Origin of the sequence: Phenylobacterium sp. VNQ135, assembly GCF_049445735.1 — a bacterium.
Taxonomy (GTDB): domain Bacteria; phylum Pseudomonadota; class Alphaproteobacteria; order Caulobacterales; family Caulobacteraceae; genus Phenylobacterium.
In genome coordinates this window covers 628,467-643,804 of the sequence record NZ_JBMSDS010000002.1, presented here as the reverse complement: position 1 = coordinate 643,804, position 15,338 = coordinate 628,467, and the positions used below count along the sequence as shown (strand labels likewise).

Below are 15,338 nucleotides of genomic sequence, written 5' to 3'. Positions count from 1 at the left end.
CGGAACCGGAGGTCCCGGCCGCGGGAGGCGCCTATTTAGCGGCTCTCGGTCCGTTCGCCAAGCGTCGGCGCGCGGCGCGGCGTCGCGGGCCTTCCGTCGGCCGTTCGGACAGGGGCGGCGGCTCGGTCCCATAGTCCTCGGCGTCCACCGGATAGAGCACCGGCTCGGTCAGCATCGGCTCGCTATCGTAAGCCAGCGGCAGTTCGGGCAGTTCGCGCAGCGTCCGCTCCGACCGCTCGTGGCGCGGATGGATCAGTTCTCCGGTCTCGGCATAGGTGATCACCAGCCGCGCCCAGTCGGAGGCATGGTAGGCGAAGGCGCGGCCCTCGGGATCCAGGTCGGACCAGTCGGGCTCGTGGGGCGCGCTGATTCCCCGCGCCAGCCACACGCGGGCCTCGTCGGGACTGCCCGCGGCGAAGGCCACGCGCGCCATCAGGCCGCAGATGCGCGCAGTGGCCGGTTCGGCTTCCAGGGCCTTGGCCGACTCCCGGGCGGCGGCGGGGTCGCCGCCGATCAGGGCGCGCTCCACGTGCAGGATCAGGCTCTCGCGGTGCGTCGGGTTGACGGCCGCGAGTTCCGACAGCCGCTGCGCCCGCTCGCGCGGGGTCTCGTCGGTGCGCAGGTCGCGATAGGCCAGCCAGAGCGCCGGGTGGGGCGCGTTGCGCCAGGCGTTCTCCACCGTCGCCGCCGCGCGGCCGACCTTGCCTTCCTCGGCGAGCAGCCGGGCGGCCATCACCACGCCCGGCGCGAAACCCGGCTGCAGCTTGGCGGCCTCGACGGCATGGTCCAGGGCGAGGCTGCGGGCCTTGGCGGGCGCGTGCTCGAGCTGGGCCGCCGAGGCGGCCAGCAGGGCCGCCCGAGCGCGCTCGGCCACCACCGGCGGCACGATCTTGCGGTCCAGGGCGCCTTTGACGAGGTCCAGCGCGCCGGTCCAGTCGCCGCCTTCCAGCCGCGCTTCGAGCAGCACGCGCCAGGCCCAGCGGGCCGAGCGGGTCTCGCCATACGCCTCCTGGGCGTGGCGCAGGGCGGTCTCGCGCAAGCCCTGGCTCTGGGCGAGCTGCATCAGGCCCTTGTGGCCGGCCAGGCGCATCTCCGGGAAGCCCAGCATGGCGGTATAGGCGGCGCGCGCCTCCTCGACGTCGCCGGCCGCTTCGGCGGCCTGGGCGGCCAGCACCCGGACGAGGCCCGGGGATTCGGAGGCGAGTTCGGCCGCCTTGCGCGCGAGGCGCCGGGCTTCCGAGCCGTCACCGCCGGCCGCGGCGAGGAAGCCACGGGCCAGCACGTCATTCGCCTGCCGCCGCCGCGCCTCGGTGCGCGCCTGCTCGGCCCGGCCAGGGGCGTCCAGGATCCAGAGGACGGTGCGCCAGATGACCGCCGCGGCGAGGCTGGCCAGGAGCGCGATCAGCAGTCCGGCCGCCGCCGTGGTGTCAGCGCGCCAGCCCAGCCACTCGACGCTGGCCGTGCCGGCGTCGCGGGTCAGGCCCAGGACGGCGACGGCGACGGCCGCCACCAGGAAGAGAACGATGGCCGCGCGGATCATGCGGCGCCTCCAACGGCGGCGGGGGCGACGCCAGCCGCCTGCAGGTCGCGAACGGCGCGAGCCCGCAGGCGCGCGGCATGCCGGTCGATCTCGGCGCGGCGCTCGGCCTTGGCCCGCCAGGGCGCGAGGCTCTCGCGCGCGGGAGCGGGCAGGGCCTCGAGGATCTTGAGCGCGCCGGCCACGTCGCCCTCGTTCAGCGCCAGTTCCGCGCGGGCCAGCAGGGCGTCCGGCGAGGCCCCGCGAACGTCGCTGGTGCGCCGGACGCTGACCACCCGCGACAGACCGTAGATCAGGCGGTCGGCCAGCTTGGCGTCGGGGTCCGGCGTGCGGGCGGCGCTCGCAGCCTGGGCCGCGTAGGCGGGGAACTCGGCGGCGAGGGCGGCGCGGCTGGGGGCGCCCTCCGCCGCCGCCCGCCCGAGGGCGGCCAGTTCGGGCAGGTCGGGCGCAGCGGCCCTAAGGGCTGCGATCTCGCGGGTGAAGGGCGCTGAGCTCTGGGTCGCTTCCAGCAGGGCGGCGGCGGCCAGGGCGGAGGCGGCGGCCTCGCTCGTCCGCGCGCCTTCGGTTTCGAGAACGGAGATGCGTGCGTTCAGCCGGCGGATCTCGGCCGCATCGGCGCTCTCGGCCGGCGGCGGCGGGGCCGCCGGCGCGACGGCCGGGACCGCCTGGACCGGCTCGGCCGGGTGCGGGACGGTGGCCGGCGTCGGCAGGAACCGGGGCAGGAAGGCCGCGACGCCCGCGCCGGCCAGGACGCACAGCAGGCATAGCGCCATCAGCGACCAGAGGCCCAGTCCGAACGGCGCCCGCCGATACGCGGCGGGATCCTTTGGCAGTGCGGACTCCGGATGCTGGGTCATGGACGGCGATCGATCAGGTTGAGCAGGGCCGCTTCGAGGGGGAAGGGCGGATAGGCCTTGGCGGCCAGCGGCGTACGCTGCAGCGGCTTGACGACCGCCTTCGAGAGCCCGAGCGCCCGGAGCTTGGGAGCGGGGTGGGCCTTCAGCACCTTGGCCAGGACCTGGGCGGCGCGTGGCGAATGCAGCAGGGCGGCGTCCACGTTCACCAGGTCCTCGACCTGCTCGGCCGGCAACGCCACCGGCGCCGTCTCGTAGAGGATCAGTCGCCGGGCTTCGACGCCGTGCTTCTCCAGCGCGCCGGCCAGGTCGCCCGCGGGTTCGGCCGCGCCGGGGTGGAGGACCGCGCCCTTCAGCTCGCCGCGGCGGATGCCGATGCCCTCGGCCAGCGCCTCGACGTCGCCGTCGGCCGACAGGACCGAGCGGAACCCCGCCGCGCGCGCCGCCTGGGCCGTGGCCGCGCCCACCGCAAAGACCCGCAGGGCGCGTTCGCCGCAGGCGTCGGCGAAAGCCCGCACGCCATTGGCCGAGGTGAAGGCCAGCGCCGCGACGCCGGCCAGGTCCACCGCCACGTCCGGAAGCATGCGCACCGCCAGCAGCGGCGCCACCACGGCCTCGTGGCCCAGCGCGCGCACGCGCTCGGCGGTGGCGTCCGCGCCGGGCTGGGCGCGGGTGATCCAGATCCTCTGACGGCGGGCGGCCATGCTCCCTTGTCGCCCCGAACCCCTTTAGCTTTTGCGAACGACCCTGAAGCCGCTCGCGCGCCGGTTCAATCCCGCTGCGCGCACCCGCCACAGATGCACACGCAAGCGTGACCTGAAAGTGACGCTTGCTGCGCGGAACCCGCGGCCCGGCCCATGGCTTTCCGAGCCCTGCTCACGCGAGGTCCGGGATGCTTCTTCAGGTCTTTCAGCGCCTTATGGCGCTGCTTTCGCTGGCGGTCCTGGCCGTCGCGGCCTACCTGCTCTGGTCCTGGTGGGATTTGCGCCAGGCGCTGGACGCCGGGGGCGTCGTCTATGAGGACGACATCGGCTGGCGCCTCTGGACCGGTCTTGGGCTGCTGGCGGCGAGCTTCCTTGGCCGCACCCCCATGCTCTGGCTGCTGGCGCGCAGGGGCGATGACGCCGACCGGCTGCGGCGACTGCCCGGGGTGACGCTGGAGACACCCTCCGGCGCTCGGCTGCACGTCGAGGAGGTCGGCCCGCCAGGCGCGCCGGCCCTCGTCTTCGTCCACGGCTGGGGCCTCGACGCCGGCGTCTGGCGCGAGGCGCGGATGATGCTCGGGCATCGCTATCGGGTGATCGCCTACGACCTCGCCGGCCTCGGCAGGTCGAATGGCCCGGCGGGCGGCCGCTACACGCTGGACGGCTTCGCCGACGACCTGCTGGCCGTCGTGCGGCAGAAGGCGCCGCAGGGCGCCGTCCTGGTGGGCCACTCCATCGGCGGCATGACGCTGCAGACCTTCGCCCGGCACCATCCCGAGGCCTTAGGCCGGGAGGCCGTGGGCCTCGTGCTGGAGAACACCACCCACACCGACCCGGCGCGGACCACCATCCTCGGCAAAGCGCTGCAGGTCCTCGAGCCGGTTCTGCGGCCGCTGATGAAGCTGGACATCGCGCTCGCGCCCCTCGTTTGGCTGATGAACTGGCAGAGCTACCTGTCAGGCGGCACGCATGTGGCGATGCGCTTCGGCGGCTTCGGCACGCGCCCGACCCGCGCCCAGCTCGAGCAGGTGGCGCTGGCCGCCACCCGCAACCACCCGGGCGTGCAGGCCAAGGGCAACCTCGCCATGATGAGCTGGGACGCCACCGCGGACCTCCCGAGGATCGGCGTCCCGACGCTGGTCTTCATCGGCGGACGCGACCTGGTGACCGTCCCGGCGGCGGGCGAGCGCATCGCGGACGAGGCCCCGGGCGCCCGTCCGCGGCGGGTAGAACGCGCCGGCCACATGGGTCCGATGGAGCTCGCAGGCGACTACAACGAAGCCATCGCCCGCTTCGCCGACGAGGTATTCACGCGTGGCGCGACCTGGGCTGACCGCAGCGCCGAGGCGCGGCTGGCCGATCCCGCCTCACCCTCGGGCCCGGCCATGGGCGACGAGATCCGGTTCGACACGAGGCCGCGCCACTGATGCGCCTGGGCGGGACCCTGCTCATCCTGGCGGCCGGCCTGGGCCTGAGCGTCCTCATCTGGCTGGCGACCGGCGGCCGGGCGATGGTCTTCCTGCTGCCGCTCGTCTTCGGCCTGCCGTTCCTGCTGCGGCGGCGGTCCTAGAGGACGATGGCGTCGCCGGCCTCGGCCTTGATCGCCTCGCCCAGGGAGACGCCCAGCGCCCGCGCGGACGCCTCGGGGTCAGCGAGCTGGGCCAGTTCGGCCTCGCCCGAATGACGGAAGCGCCGCGCCCCGTCGGGCGTCAGGGCCTCGACGATCAGCTTGCAGGTCCCGCCCTCCAGCCAGGCGTGCGCGCCGATCGGCGTCTTGCACGAAGCCTCCAGCGCCGTCAGCGCGCCGCGCTCGGCCGCCACCGCCAGGGTCGTTGGCTCGCAGCGCAGCGCCTGGACCCACGGCAGGTCACGGTCGGAGACGCGGGTCTCGATGGCCAGCGCGCCCTGACCGGGCGCCGGCGGCGCCGCCTTGGGATCGATCAGGCTGGTGGGCAGGTGGCCCAGCCCCAGCCGGCGCAGGCCGGAATAGGCCAGCAGGATGGCGTCGGCCTCTCCGGCCGCCAGCTTGGCCAGCCGCGTGTCGACGTTGCCGCGCAACAGCTGCACCTTCAGGTCGGGCCGCCGGTGCAGGCACTGAGCCTGGCGCCGCAGGCTGGCGGTGCCGAGGATCGCGCCCTCGGAGAGGTCCTCCAGCCGTTCGGGGCCGCGGGACAGGAAGGCGTCGCGCGGGTCCTCGCGCTCGGGGATGGCGGCGATGCAGAGGCCCTCGGGCAACTCGGCCGGGACGTCCTTCATCGAGTGGATGGCGCAGTCGATGCGGCCGTCGAGCAGCGCCTCCTCGATCTCCTTGGTGAAGAGGCCCTTGCCGCCGATCTCCAGCAGCCGGCGGTCCTGGATGCGATCGCCGGTCGTGGTGATGACGATCAGCGGCGCGACGCGCTCCACCTCGGCGGCGTCTTCCGGATCGACCCCGAGAGCGGCGGCGATCCGGCGCTGCATCATGCCCGCCTGGGCCAGGCTGAGCTTGGAGCCGCGGGCGCCGATGCGGACGGACGAAGTGCGCACAGGTTGCGTGGACACGGTGGGCGGTCTACCTCGGAGCCTTCAGATGAAGGGCCTCGCTACAGGAGCGGGCCGCCCCCGGCAACCGGATGACCGACACGCTCACCGTCTTGGGCCTGGAGACGAGCTGCGACGAGACCGCGGCCGCCGTCGTGCGCCTCTCGGGCGGCGGCGCCTCCGGAGGCGTGGAGGTGCTGTCGTCCGTCGTCGGCAGCCAGATCGCCGCGCACGCGCCGTTCGGCGGCGTGGTGCCCGAGATCGCCGCCCGCGCCCATGTGGAAAGCATCGAAGCGATCGCCGAACGCGCCCTGGCTGACGCGGGCCTCGGCTATGGCGATCTCACGGGCGTCGCCGCCACCGCAGGCCCCGGACTGGTCGGCGGCGTCATGGTGGGCTTGTCGTTCGGCAAGGCGGTGGCGCTCGCCCGCGGCCTGCCGCTCGTCGCGGTGAACCACCTGGAGGGCCACGCCGTCTCGGCGAGGCTGGGCGCGGACATCCCGTATCCGTTCCTGCTGCTGCTGGTCTCCGGCGGCCATTGCCAGCTTCTGGAAGTGGCCGGCGTCGGCGCCTGCCGGCGGCTGGGCTCGACCATCGACGACGCGGCCGGCGAGGCCTTCGACAAGATCGCCAAGACGCTCGGCCTGCCCTATCCCGGCGGTCCCGCCCTGGAGCGGCTGGCCGAAGGGGGCGACCCCGCGCGCTATCCGCTCCCGCGCATGCTGCTCGGCCGCAAGGACTGCGACTTCTCCTTCTCGGGCCTGAAGACCGCGGCCGCGCGCATCGCCGAGGGACTGGCCACGGAGGCCGAGCGCCGGGATCTCGCCGCCGCCGTCCAGGCCGCCATCGCCGGCCAGCTCGCGGAGCGCACCGACCGGGCCATGAAGGCCTACGCGGTCGAGCACGAGGGTCGCGACCTGCGCTTCGTGGTCGCCGGCGGCGTGGCGGCCAACGGGACGGTCCGCGCGCGCCTCACGGAGACGGCGCAGGCCCGCGGCTTCAGCTTCCACGCCCCGCCGCTCGCCTACTGCACAGACAACGCCGCCATGATCGCGCTGGCCGGCGCCGAGCGCCTGGCGCTGGGCCTCTCCGACCCGCTGGACGCCGTCGCCCGGCCGCGCTGGCCGCTGGACGAAGCCGCGGCGGCCGCCAGTCCCACCCACCTCCCCGGCCGGAAAGGCGCCAAGGCATGAACCGGATCGGCGTCATCGGCGGGGGCGCGTGGGGCACGGCGCTGGCCCAGGTCTGCGCCCGCGCGGGCCGCGACGTCGTGCTCTGGGCCCGCGAGCCCGAGGTGGTCGAGGCCGTCAACGCCCGCCACGAGAACACGACCTTCCTGGCCGGCGTGGCGCTGGAGCCGCAGATTCGCGCCAGCGGCGACTATGCCGATCTGGCCGATGTCGACGCCGTTCTGGCCGTGCCGCCCGCCCAGCACATGCGCTCCACCCTGCAGGCCTTCGCCTCCCACGCCCGCGACGGCCTGCCGGTCGTGCTCTGCTCCAAGGGGATCGAGCAGGGCTCGCTCAAGCTCATGACCGACGTCCTGGCCGAGACCCTGCCGCAGGCCAGGCCCGCCGTGCTTTCGGGACCGAGCTTCGCCGGCGAAGTCGCCCGCGGCCTGCCCACCGCCGTGACCCTCGCGTGTCCGGACCCGGGCTGCGCCGAGAGCCTCGCCGAGGCCATCGCCACCCCGACCTTCCGCCCTTACTTCGCCACGGACATGGTCGGCGCGGAGGCCGGCGGGGCGGTCAAGAACGTGCTGGCCATCGCCTGCGGCATCGTCGAGGGCCGCGGCCTCGGCCGCTCGGCCCACGCCGCCCTGATCACCCGCGGCTTCGCCGAGCTCACCCGCCTGGCCGTCGGCCTCGGCGGCGAGGCCGAGACCGTCGCGGGCCTGTGCGGCCTGGGCGACCTCGTGCTCACCTGCTCCAGCCCGCAGTCGCGCAACATGAGCGTCGGCCTGGCGCTGGGCGGCGGCCAGACGCTCGAACAGGCGCTGGCCGGCAAGCTCACCGTCGCCGAGGGCGTGGCCTCGGCCCCCGCCGTGCGCCAGCTCGCCCGCAAGCTCGGCGTGGAAACCCCCATCTGCGAGGCCACCGCCGCCATCCTGGCGGGCGAGGCGGATGTCGACACCGCCATTCGGGGCCTGCTCTCGCGCCCCCTCAAGGACGAACAGGACTAAGCCCGCATGCCTCTCTTCGCGCTGATGTGCCTCGACAAGCCCGACGCCCTGGACCTGCGGATGGCGACGCGCGAGCGCCACCTGGCCTATGTGCGGGACAACGCCGGGAAGGTCCGCCTGGCCGGGCCGCTGTTCGACGACACCGAGCAGATGGCGGGCTCGTTCTTCGTCCTCGACGTGGCCGACAAGGCCGCCGCAGAAGCCTTCAACGCCGCCGATCCCTACACCCAGGCCGGGGTCTTCGGGACGATCACCATCCGGCATTTCAAGGCGACCTTTGGCCAGCCCATCTGAGCCCGACAATCCCGCCCGCCCGCCGGCCGGCATCCGCCTCTGCGCCCTGGCCGACCTCGCGGACCCGGGAACGAAGGGCTTCCGCTTCCGGCACGAGACCCGCCTCTTCGCCGGCTTCGTGCTGCGGCAGGGCGGCGCCGTGCGCGGCTTCGTCGACCGCTGCCCGCACGCGGGCTGGCCGCTGTCGGGCCTGCCCGACCGCTACCTGACCCGGGACGACCGGCACATCCTGTGCGCCGGGCACGGGGCCCTCTTCAGCCTCGACGGCCGATGCGTCGCCGGGCCCTGCGTCGGCGACCGCCTGACGGTCTGGCCCGTCGAAATCCGCGACGGCGAGGTCTTCACCGCCTGAGCCGGGCGCGGAGCGGCGGCTTCACCTTTGCGTTGAGCTTCCATGAAGTGGATCGTCTTCGGCGCCGCCTCCCTCGTCTGGATCGCCGCGTGCTGGTTCTTCGGCTCGATGGTGGGCCTGACCGACGCCGGTCCGGCGCAATCGATCGCTCAGCAGGAATGCGCTCAGCGGCTGATTCGCCAGGGTGGACAGGGCGACTATCCGAGCCTGCGCGATTCCGAGATATGCCGCGCAGAAGGCCGCGCCGTGTTCGAGGCGAAGAGCCGGCCGGCCCAGCAAAAGGGCCTGCTGATCGGGCTCGTGCCCGTGGCGCTCCTCGGCGGGTGGATCTGGTCCCGCCGGCGAACCGCTTAGGCCTCCGCAGCGAGTCCCTGCGGCCGTGCCCGGCGGCGCGGGCCAGATGGGCGGCGGGCTCTCGGACTAGCTCACCGCGGCGCGGTCTCCCCGCCGAAGGCGGCGACGTCCCTCAGCAGCGAGGCGGCGGCCTGGCGCACCAGTTCGCCGCCCTTCTCGGGCGTGGCCTGCGCCGGGTCCGAGCCCATGCGGCCGTCGGCGTAGCGGGCGCGGAAGTCGTTCGCCTCGCGGATCGGACCGGTCGGGGCGATCTGCGGCGCATAGTTCGCCGCCTTGATGCTGTCCGGATAGGCCCACTGGGTGACGGCGATCTCGGACGGCGTCGCATGGCTGCCGTGGCCGGTGGGGAACTGCCGGTTGGCGAGCGCGGTGACGCCGTCCAGGTCCCACCAGTTCTTGAGCTTGCAGGCGAAGCCGCGGCTGCGGCCGGCGTAGCTCGCCTCGGCGTAGAGCTCGGAGAAGGCCGCCTCGATGGTGGCGACGTTCCCGCCGTGACCGTTCAGGAAATACAGCTTCTCGAAGCCCGCGTGGGCCAGGCTGCGGCACCAGTCGCCGATGGCCAGCATGAAGGTGGACGGCCGAAGCGCGATCGTGCCCGGGAAGTCCAGGTGGTGCTGGGCCATGCCGATGTTGAAGGTGGGCGCCACCAGGATGTCGCCTTCCCTCTGCGCCTCGTGGGCGATGATCTCCGGGCACAGCCAGTCGGTGCCCAGCAGGCCCGTCGGCCCGTGCTGCTCGTTCGAGCCGATGGGGATCACCACCGTCTTGGAGCGCTCCAGATAGCCTTCGATCTCGGCCCAGGTGGACAGGTGCAGCAGCATCTCGGCGGTCCTTGCTAGTCGCCCGCCTGGGCGACCTCGATCGTCAGCCCCATGGCCTGCATCCCCACGAGGCGCCAGCGCTTTTCTTCGCGGCCGAACGTCAGCAGGCAACGGTGGGCGCCCTCTTCGGAGGGCAGGCACACCTTTCCGTCCTCGACCTTCATGCGGTCCTTGAGCGGCTTGCCGTCCTGGGCGCGGACCACGGTGAAGGCGTCCGGGCTGATCATCCGGTCCAGGGCGAACTCCGACGGCCCGCCCTCGACCTCCAGGCCGCGTTCGCGCGCCCAGGCGACCATCTGCCTGCGCACGTCCTCGCGCACGGCGTCGCGATCGATCTCGGCTTCGAACGCCACACGGTCGCGCGCTTCGACCGCCTTAAGCAGGCGCTCGGCCGTCGCCGCCGCATCGGTCCGGGCGCGGCCGTCGCAGCCGCCCAACACCAGCCCGAGCGCCGAAAGCGCCAACACCGCACCGATCCGAAGCATCGGCGGAAAATGCCCAGCCGCCTGAGTCCGCGCAAGCGCGGCCATGGCCGCAATCGCCGGCCTTCGCCGACCTGCGACGAGTTGCGCCGGGGCGCCCTCTCCGCATACTGCGTGGGCATCGGTCGCGTTGCAGGAGCGTCAGCATGTCGGACGGCGAGGTTTTCCCGGTTCCAGAGGCCTGGGCCGAGCGGGCCCACCTGGACGCCGCCGCTTATGAGGCCGCGTGCCGGCGGGCCGAGAGCGACCCCGAGGGCTTCTGGGGCGACATCGGCCGCCGCCTGGACTGGATGACCCCCTTCACCCAGGTGAAGGACGTCTCGTTCGACAAGGCCGACTTCCACATCAACTGGTACGCCGACGGCGTCCTGAACGTTTCGGTCAACTGCCTCGACCGGCATATCGCCGCGCGCGGCGACCAGGTGGCGGTGATCTGGGAAAACGACGACGGGTCGGCCTATGACGCCCTGACCTACAGGCAGCTCCTGGCGGAGGTCTGCCGCTGGGCCAACGTCCTCAAGATGAAGGGCGTCAGGAAGGGCGACCGCGTCACCATCTACCTGCCGATGATCCCGGCCGCGGCCGCCGCCATGCTGGCCTGCGCGCGGATCGGGGCGGTCCATTCGGTGGTCTTCGGCGGCTTCTCGCCCGACAGCCTGGCGGGCCGCATCCAGGACTGCGACTCGAAGATCGTCATCACCGCCAACGAGGGCCTGCGCGGCGGCAAGGTCGTGCCCCTGAAGGCCAATGTCGACGAGGCGCTGAAGTCGTGCCCGGGCGTCACCGACGTGATCGTCGTCCGCCGCACCCAGGCCGAGGTCCCGATGGTCGAGGGCCGCGACGTCTATTTCGGCGACCTCAAGAAGACCGTCCCCGACACCTGCGAGCCCGAGCCGATGAACGCGGAGGATCCGCTGTTCATCCTCTACACCTCGGGCTCCACGGGGAAGCCCAAGGGCGTGCTGCACACCACCGGCGGCTATCTGGCCTGGGCCAGCTACACCCACGAGATCGTCTTCGACTACCGGCCGGGCGAGGTCTTCTGGTGCACGGCCGATGTGGGCTGGGTCACCGGCCACAGCTACGTGGTCTACGGGCCGCTGGCGAACGCCGCCACGACCCTGATCTTCGAGGGCGTGCCGAACTTCCCGACCTCGTCGCGCTTCTGGGAAGTCTGCGACAAGCACAAAGTCGAGATCTTCTACACCGCGCCCACCGCCATCCGCGCCCTGATGCGCGAGGGCGAGGAGCCCGTGAAGCGCACCTCGCGCCAGTCCATCCGGCTGCTGGGCACGGTGGGCGAGCCGATCAATCCCGAGGCCTGGCTCTGGTACCACCGCGTGGTGGGCGAGGAGCGCTGCCCCATCGTCGACACCTGGTGGCAGACCGAGACGGGCGCCTGTCTGATGAGCCCGCTGCCCGGCGCCACGCCGCTGAAGCCCGGGTCCTGCACCAAGCCGCTGCCGGGGGTGAAGCCCGAGCTGGTCGACCCGGACGGCAAGGTGCTGACGGGCGCGATCTCCGGCAACCTCTGCCTGACCGACAGCTGGCCCGGGCAGATGCGCACCGTCTATGGCGACCATCAGCGCTTCATCGACACCTACTTCTCCACCTATCCCGGCAAGTACTTCACCGGCGACGGCGCCCGCCGCGACGAGGACGGCTACTACTGGATCACCGGCCGGGTGGACGACGTCATCAACGTCTCGGGCCATCGCCTGGGCACCGCCGAGATCGAGTCGGCGCTCGTCGATCACGAGGCGGTCGCCGAAGCCGCGGTTGTCGGCTACCCGCACGACATCAAGGGCCAGGGCATCTACTGCTTCGTGACGCTAAAGGTCGGCGTCGAGGCCTCGGAAGCCCTGCAGGCCGACCTGCGCGGTTTCGTCCGGCGCGAGATCGGGCCGTTCGCGGCGCCTGACGTGATCCAGTTCGCGCCGGGCCTGCCGAAGACCCGCTCGGGCAAGATCATGCGCCGCATCCTGCGCAAGATCGCCGAGGACGATCTGGGCAACCTCGGCGACACCTCCACGCTCGCCGAACCCGCGGTCGTCGACGAACTGGTGAAGAACCGCGCCACGCGCACCCACGCCGACGTCATCTACGTCGGCGGCAAGACCCATCCCGCGGGCGACATCGAAGCCCTGCTGGTCAAGAACGCGCCGGTGGCCGAGGCCGTGGCGATCGACGCGGGCAAGACCGGCCTGGCGCTGTTCCTGACGCTTGAGCCGGGCTTCCAGGCCAGCGACATCCTGCGGGCCGACATCCGGGCCATCCTGCGCCGTGAGATCGGCGAGGGCGCGGTCCCCGGCCTCGTTCATTTCGGGCGCCTGCCCCGCACACCGGCGGGCGAGATCGTGCGTCCGATCCTGCAGAGGATCGCCGAGGGCAAACCCGCCGGAGACGTCAGCGGTCTCGAGGAGCCGGGCGTCGTCGACGAGATCCTGAAGTCCAGGGCCGAAACTGTCGCCTGACCTGCCCCCTGCGCTGAAGGCCGCCATCGCGCGCGAGCTGGAAGGCGTGTCCCGCAAGGACCTCGCCGAGCGCACGGCCGCGACCACGGCCGCCTACCGCTCGGGCGGGACATCAGCCGCCGCGATCCGGACGACGGAGGACGCGCTCGCCTATGCCCTGGCGCGGCTGCCGGCGACCTACGCCGCCTGCGCCACGGTCTTCGCCGAGATGGCGCGGATCGCGCCGGATTTCACACCGGCCCGCCTGGTGGACGCGGGCTCCGGCCCCGGCGGCGGAAGCTGGGCGGCGCTGGAAGCCTTCCCGAGCCTTCGGTCCGTCACCTGGCTGGACGCGAGCCCGCCGTTCCTGGCGCTGGCGGCGCGCCTGGCCGCCCAGGGACCGGAGGCGCTGCGCGACGCGGAGGCGCATAAGCTCGACCTCACCGCCCAGGCCGCCGCGCCCGAGGGCGATCTGGTCATGGCGAGCTACGCCCTGGCCGAGATCCCGCAGCCCGAGCAGGCGCCGCTCGTGCGCCGGCTGTGGGCGGCAAGCGCGGGCGTGCTGGCGCTGATCGAGCCCGGCACGCCGGCCGGCTACGCCCGCATCCTGGCCGCTCGGGACGCGCTGATCGGTGAAGGCGCGACGATCCTGGCCCCTTGCCCGCACCATGCCGCCTGCCCGCTGACAGGCTCGGACTGGTGCCATTTCTCGGTCCGCCTGCCGCGCAGCAAGGACCACCGCCTCGCCAAGGGCGCTGAGGTTCCGTTCGAGGACGAGAAGTTCGCCTATCTCGTCGCCGCCCGCCCGCACGTCGCGGCCGCCGCCCGCAACGCACGCGTGCTGACCCCGCCCAGGGCCGGCAAGCCCGGCATCGAGCTGCGCCTTTGCAACCCGGACGGTTCGGCGGCGGCGCGCTTCGTCGGCCGCCGCGACAAGGCCGCCCATGCCCGCGCCCGCAGGCTCGGCTGGGGCGATGTGTTCGAAGGCTAGCCGGCGGCTTCGTCGGGGAGCGGGTCGAGCCCGACGTCGTTTGCGGCGGCCTGCTCGCGAAGCCGCTTGCCGCGTTCGGTGTTGCGGCGGCTCAGCTCCTGCAGATAGGGCACGAAGAAGTCGATGAACGCCCGGACCCGCGGCGTGTCCTTCAGCTCCCGTCGCGTGATCACCCAGGACGAGCCGCTGGCTTCGGGGATGATGTCCGAGCAGCGCACCAGCTCGCGGTCCAGGTCGGCCGCCTGGCACGTCATCGGCCCCACCCCCACGCCGGCTTTGATGGCGTGCAGCAGGTTGTTCATGGTGTTGGAGCGGGTGACCGGCGCCTTGCCGCCGGCGGCCTTGAACATGAAGGCCATGCCCGGCCCGTCGGCCATCTCCATCTCGCCCCCGATCAGGTCGTGGTCCTTCAGGGTCTCGGGCGTCGGGAAGCCCTTCCGCGCCACATAGTCCCGACTGCAGTAGAGCGCGAAGTCGTGGTCCAGAAGCTTGCGGGCGATGAGGTCCGAGGCCGGAAGGGCCACGCCCGACCGGATCGCGACGTCGGCCTCGCCGGCCTGCAGGTCCAAGGGCCGGTCGGTGACGATCAGGTCGACCTGGATCTCCGGGAACTGCTTCCGGAACTCCACGATGCCCGGCATCAGCATCAGGTTGGAGAGCAGCTCGGTCGCCGTCACCCGGATCACGCCCGCCGCGCTGCGCTGATGCCCCGCGGCGCGGTTGCCGAACCGCTCGGCCGCACGCTCGACGCGCTCGGCCTCCTCGACAAGATCCCGACCCGCCTCGGTCAGGCGGCTGCCGGTCTGGCCCCGCTCGAACAGCTTCAGCGCGAGCGCGGCCTCCAGGCTCTCGATGCGCCGCGCGACCGTGGTCTGATTGACGCGCAGCGCCTTGGCCGCCGCCAGGGTCGAGCCGCCGCGGGCGACCGCCAGGAAGGCCTTCAGGTCGTTCCAGTCGTACATGATCCAACTCTGCAGTTGCGCAGAACCCGACTGCAAGGACGCAGCTTGCGCCTTCACCGTGACATAGGTACTCCCCCGCGCTCTGAAGTGAACCCCGGTCGCCGAACATGGGCGATCAAATCTGTCCGAGGGCGGCCATGAAGCTCTACTGCGATCCGATCTCCACCACCTCGCGCCCCGTGCTGCTGTTCGTGGCCGAACACGAACTGCCGGTGGAGGTCGTCCATGTGGACCTGCTGCAGGGCGGCCACCAGGCTCCCGAGTACCTGGCCCTGAACCCCAACGGCGTGGTGCCCTTCCTTCAGGACGGCGACTTCGGCCTGGGCGAGAGCGCGGCCATCCTGAAGTACCTGGCGCGCAAGACCGGCTCCGCCGCCTACCCCACCGACCTCCAGGCCCGCGCCCGCGTCGACGAGGCGATCTCGTGGTTCTCGTGCCAGTTCCACGAGGTGTTCTGCATGATGGTCTGCTACCCGAACATGGGCGTGCCCAAGGGCATGGACGCCGACACGCTCCAGCGCCTCAAGGCCTATGGCGCCAAGCATGCGCCGCGCTGGCTCACGGTCCTCGACCGCCACACGCTGGGCGATCGGGCCTACGTCTGCGGCGACGAGATCACGCTGGCCGACTACCTGGGCGTCTCCTACGTGCTGCTGGGCGAGATCGCCGGCTTCGACTTCACGCCCTACCCGAACATCCAGGCCTGGATCGCCCGCATGCAGGCCCGCCCGCACTTCGGCGATGTCTTCGAGCGCTTCGTCGGGATGGCCGCCTTCTTCCGCCCGCAGGCCGCCGCCGCGTGACGAACTCGTAAGCTTCCGCGGCGGCTGCG

Annotated in this window: 17 protein-coding genes and 1 pseudogene; 11 read left to right on the top strand and 7 right to left on the bottom strand. The window is 72.6% G+C overall.

Annotation, left to right across the window (positions count from 1 at the left end):
- Nucleotides 1–31: 31 nt before the first annotated feature.
- The 3 genes from ACO2Q0_RS08975 to ACO2Q0_RS08965 are packed head-to-tail and all read right to left on the bottom strand — an operon-like array spanning nt 32 to nt 3,095.
- Nucleotides 32–1,540, bottom strand: a complete 1,509-nt coding sequence (locus ACO2Q0_RS08975; protein WP_423351152.1) for a heme biosynthesis protein HemY — start codon at nt 1,538–1,540, stop codon at nt 32–34.
- Nucleotides 1,537–2,394 (bottom strand): COG4223 family protein, encoded by an 858-nt coding sequence (locus ACO2Q0_RS08970; RefSeq protein WP_423351151.1) that lies wholly within the window; start codon nt 2,392–2,394, stop codon nt 1,537–1,539. Before ACO2Q0_RS08970 ends, ACO2Q0_RS08975 begins: the two co-directional genes overlap by 4 nt.
- On the bottom strand, nt 2,391–3,095 hold the full coding sequence (locus tag ACO2Q0_RS08965) for a uroporphyrinogen-III synthase (RefSeq protein WP_423351150.1): 705 nt from the start codon (nt 3,093–3,095) through the stop codon (nt 2,391–2,393). Before ACO2Q0_RS08965 ends, ACO2Q0_RS08970 begins: the two co-directional genes overlap by 4 nt.
- Before the next feature lie 215 nt (nt 3,096–3,310).
- Here ACO2Q0_RS08965 and ACO2Q0_RS08960 point away from each other — a divergent pair, with 215 nt between their 5' ends.
- Together ACO2Q0_RS08960 and ACO2Q0_RS08955 are read left to right on the top strand one after the other, a co-directional pair.
- A complete protein-coding gene (locus ACO2Q0_RS08960) occupies nt 3,311–4,522 on the top strand; it encodes an alpha/beta fold hydrolase (protein ID WP_423351149.1) in 1,212 nt (403 codons plus the stop codon).
- A complete protein-coding gene (locus ACO2Q0_RS08955) occupies nt 4,522–4,665 on the top strand; it encodes a hypothetical protein (protein ID WP_423351148.1) in 144 nt (47 codons plus the stop codon). The genes ACO2Q0_RS08960 and ACO2Q0_RS08955 overlap by 1 nt, the downstream gene beginning before the upstream one ends.
- Here ACO2Q0_RS08955 and hemC read toward each other — a convergent pair.
- Nucleotides 4,662–5,636, bottom strand: a complete 975-nt coding sequence (gene hemC / locus ACO2Q0_RS08950; protein WP_423351147.1) for a hydroxymethylbilane synthase — start codon at nt 5,634–5,636, stop codon at nt 4,662–4,664. The genes ACO2Q0_RS08955 and hemC overlap by 4 nt on opposite strands.
- Before the next feature lie 71 nt (nt 5,637–5,707).
- Between hemC and tsaD the strand changes: the two genes are divergently transcribed.
- Genes tsaD through ACO2Q0_RS08925 form a run of 5 tightly spaced genes read left to right on the top strand, consistent with a single transcriptional unit; the run spans nt 5,708 to nt 8,797 of the window.
- Complete coding sequence (tsaD, locus tag ACO2Q0_RS08945; RefSeq protein ID WP_423351146.1) at nt 5,708–6,808, top strand: tRNA (adenosine(37)-N6)-threonylcarbamoyltransferase complex transferase subunit TsaD; 1,101 nt, start codon at nt 5,708–5,710, stop codon at nt 6,806–6,808.
- A complete protein-coding gene (locus tag ACO2Q0_RS08940; protein WP_423351145.1) occupies nt 6,805–7,797 on the top strand; it encodes an NAD(P)H-dependent glycerol-3-phosphate dehydrogenase in 993 nt (330 codons plus the stop codon). Before tsaD ends, ACO2Q0_RS08940 begins: the two co-directional genes overlap by 4 nt.
- A 6-nt stretch (nt 7,798–7,803) precedes the next feature.
- Nucleotides 7,804–8,091: a YciI family protein gene (locus ACO2Q0_RS08935; RefSeq protein WP_423351144.1), complete on the top strand. Its 288-nt coding sequence runs from the start codon at nt 7,804–7,806 to the stop codon at nt 8,089–8,091.
- Entirely contained in the window at nt 8,075–8,443 is a 369-nt protein-coding gene (locus tag ACO2Q0_RS08930) for a Rieske (2Fe-2S) protein (RefSeq protein WP_423351143.1), read from the top strand. Before ACO2Q0_RS08935 ends, ACO2Q0_RS08930 begins: the two co-directional genes overlap by 17 nt.
- Nucleotides 8,444–8,485: 42 nt before the next feature.
- Nucleotides 8,486–8,797 carry a hypothetical protein gene (locus ACO2Q0_RS08925; RefSeq protein ID WP_423351142.1) on the top strand — a complete coding sequence of 104 codons (312 nt, stop codon included), beginning with the start codon at nt 8,486–8,488 and terminating at the stop codon, nt 8,795–8,797.
- A gap of 71 nt (nt 8,798–8,868) precedes the next feature.
- On the opposite strand, the gene ACO2Q0_RS08920 is transcribed toward ACO2Q0_RS08925, so the two are convergent.
- Both ACO2Q0_RS08920 and ACO2Q0_RS08915 read right to left on the bottom strand, forming a co-directional pair.
- Nucleotides 8,869–9,618: a creatininase family protein gene (locus ACO2Q0_RS08920; protein ID WP_423351141.1), complete on the bottom strand. Its 750-nt coding sequence runs from the start codon at nt 9,616–9,618 to the stop codon at nt 8,869–8,871.
- Nucleotides 9,619–9,632: 14 nt separating this feature from the next.
- Nucleotides 9,633–10,103 (bottom strand): hypothetical protein, encoded by a 471-nt coding sequence (locus ACO2Q0_RS08915; protein ID WP_423351140.1) that lies wholly within the window; start codon nt 10,101–10,103, stop codon nt 9,633–9,635.
- Nucleotides 10,104–10,246: 143 nt separating this feature from the next.
- On the opposite strand from ACO2Q0_RS08915, the pseudogene acs reads away from it, so the two are divergent.
- The 3 genes and pseudogenes from acs to ACO2Q0_RS08900 form a co-directional block, all read left to right on the top strand.
- A pseudogene (acs, locus tag ACO2Q0_RS08910) lies at nt 10,247–12,178 on the top strand (acetate--CoA ligase); the annotation flags it as partial.
- Nucleotides 12,164–12,574 carry an AMP-binding enzyme gene (locus ACO2Q0_RS08905; RefSeq protein WP_423351591.1) on the top strand — a complete coding sequence of 137 codons (411 nt, stop codon included), beginning with the start codon at nt 12,164–12,166 and terminating at the stop codon, nt 12,572–12,574. The pseudogene acs and the gene ACO2Q0_RS08905, both read left to right, overlap by 15 nt.
- A 46-nt stretch (nt 12,575–12,620) precedes the next feature.
- Nucleotides 12,621–13,544 carry a small ribosomal subunit Rsm22 family protein gene (locus ACO2Q0_RS08900; protein ID WP_423351139.1) on the top strand — a complete coding sequence of 308 codons (924 nt, stop codon included), beginning with the start codon at nt 12,621–12,623 and terminating at the stop codon, nt 13,542–13,544.
- On the opposite strand, the gene ACO2Q0_RS08895 is transcribed toward ACO2Q0_RS08900, so the two are convergent.
- On the bottom strand, nt 13,541–14,506 hold the full coding sequence (locus ACO2Q0_RS08895) for a LysR family transcriptional regulator (RefSeq protein ID WP_423351138.1): 966 nt from the start codon (nt 14,504–14,506) through the stop codon (nt 13,541–13,543). The two genes, ACO2Q0_RS08900 and ACO2Q0_RS08895, sit on opposite strands and share 4 nt — an antisense overlap.
- 137 nt (nt 14,507–14,643) lie before the next feature.
- On the opposite strand from ACO2Q0_RS08895, the gene ACO2Q0_RS08890 reads away from it, so the two are divergent.
- Nucleotides 14,644–15,309, top strand: coding sequence for a glutathione S-transferase family protein (locus tag ACO2Q0_RS08890; RefSeq protein ID WP_423351137.1), 666 nt, complete (start codon nt 14,644–14,646; stop codon nt 15,307–15,309).
- The last annotated feature ends 29 nt before the right edge of the window (nt 15,310–15,338 follow it).

Coding starts and splice junctions, on each gene's coding strand:
- ACO2Q0_RS08915 (WP_423351140.1), bottom strand. CDS start 10,103: ATGCTTCGGATCGGTGCGGTGTTGGCGCTTTCGGCGCTCGGGCTGGTG.
- ACO2Q0_RS08960 (WP_423351149.1), top strand. CDS start 3,311: ATGGCGCTGCTTTCGCTGGCGGTCCTGGCCGTCGCGGCCTACCTGCTC.
- ACO2Q0_RS08895 (WP_423351138.1), bottom strand. CDS start 14,506: ATGTACGACTGGAACGACCTGAAGGCCTTCCTGGCGGTCGCCCGCGGC.
- ACO2Q0_RS08920 (WP_423351141.1), bottom strand. CDS start 9,618: ATGCTGCTGCACCTGTCCACCTGGGCCGAGATCGAAGGCTATCTGGAG.
- ACO2Q0_RS08935 (WP_423351144.1), top strand. CDS start 7,804: ATGCCTCTCTTCGCGCTGATGTGCCTCGACAAGCCCGACGCCCTGGAC.
- ACO2Q0_RS08975 (WP_423351152.1), bottom strand. CDS start 1,540: ATGATCCGCGCGGCCATCGTTCTCTTCCTGGTGGCGGCCGTCGCCGTC.
- ACO2Q0_RS08970 (WP_423351151.1), bottom strand. CDS start 2,394: ATGACCCAGCATCCGGAGTCCGCACTGCCAAAGGATCCCGCCGCGTAT.
- ACO2Q0_RS08890 (WP_423351137.1), top strand. CDS start 14,644: ATGAAGCTCTACTGCGATCCGATCTCCACCACCTCGCGCCCCGTGCTG.
- tsaD (WP_423351146.1), top strand. CDS start 5,708: ATGACCGACACGCTCACCGTCTTGGGCCTGGAGACGAGCTGCGACGAG.
- ACO2Q0_RS08940 (WP_423351145.1), top strand. CDS start 6,805: ATGAACCGGATCGGCGTCATCGGCGGGGGCGCGTGGGGCACGGCGCTG.
- ACO2Q0_RS08965 (WP_423351150.1), bottom strand. CDS start 3,095: ATGGCCGCCCGCCGTCAGAGGATCTGGATCACCCGCGCCCAGCCCGGC.
- ACO2Q0_RS08955 (WP_423351148.1), top strand. CDS start 4,522: ATGCGCCTGGGCGGGACCCTGCTCATCCTGGCGGCCGGCCTGGGCCTG.
- ACO2Q0_RS08925 (WP_423351142.1), top strand. CDS start 8,486: ATGAAGTGGATCGTCTTCGGCGCCGCCTCCCTCGTCTGGATCGCCGCG.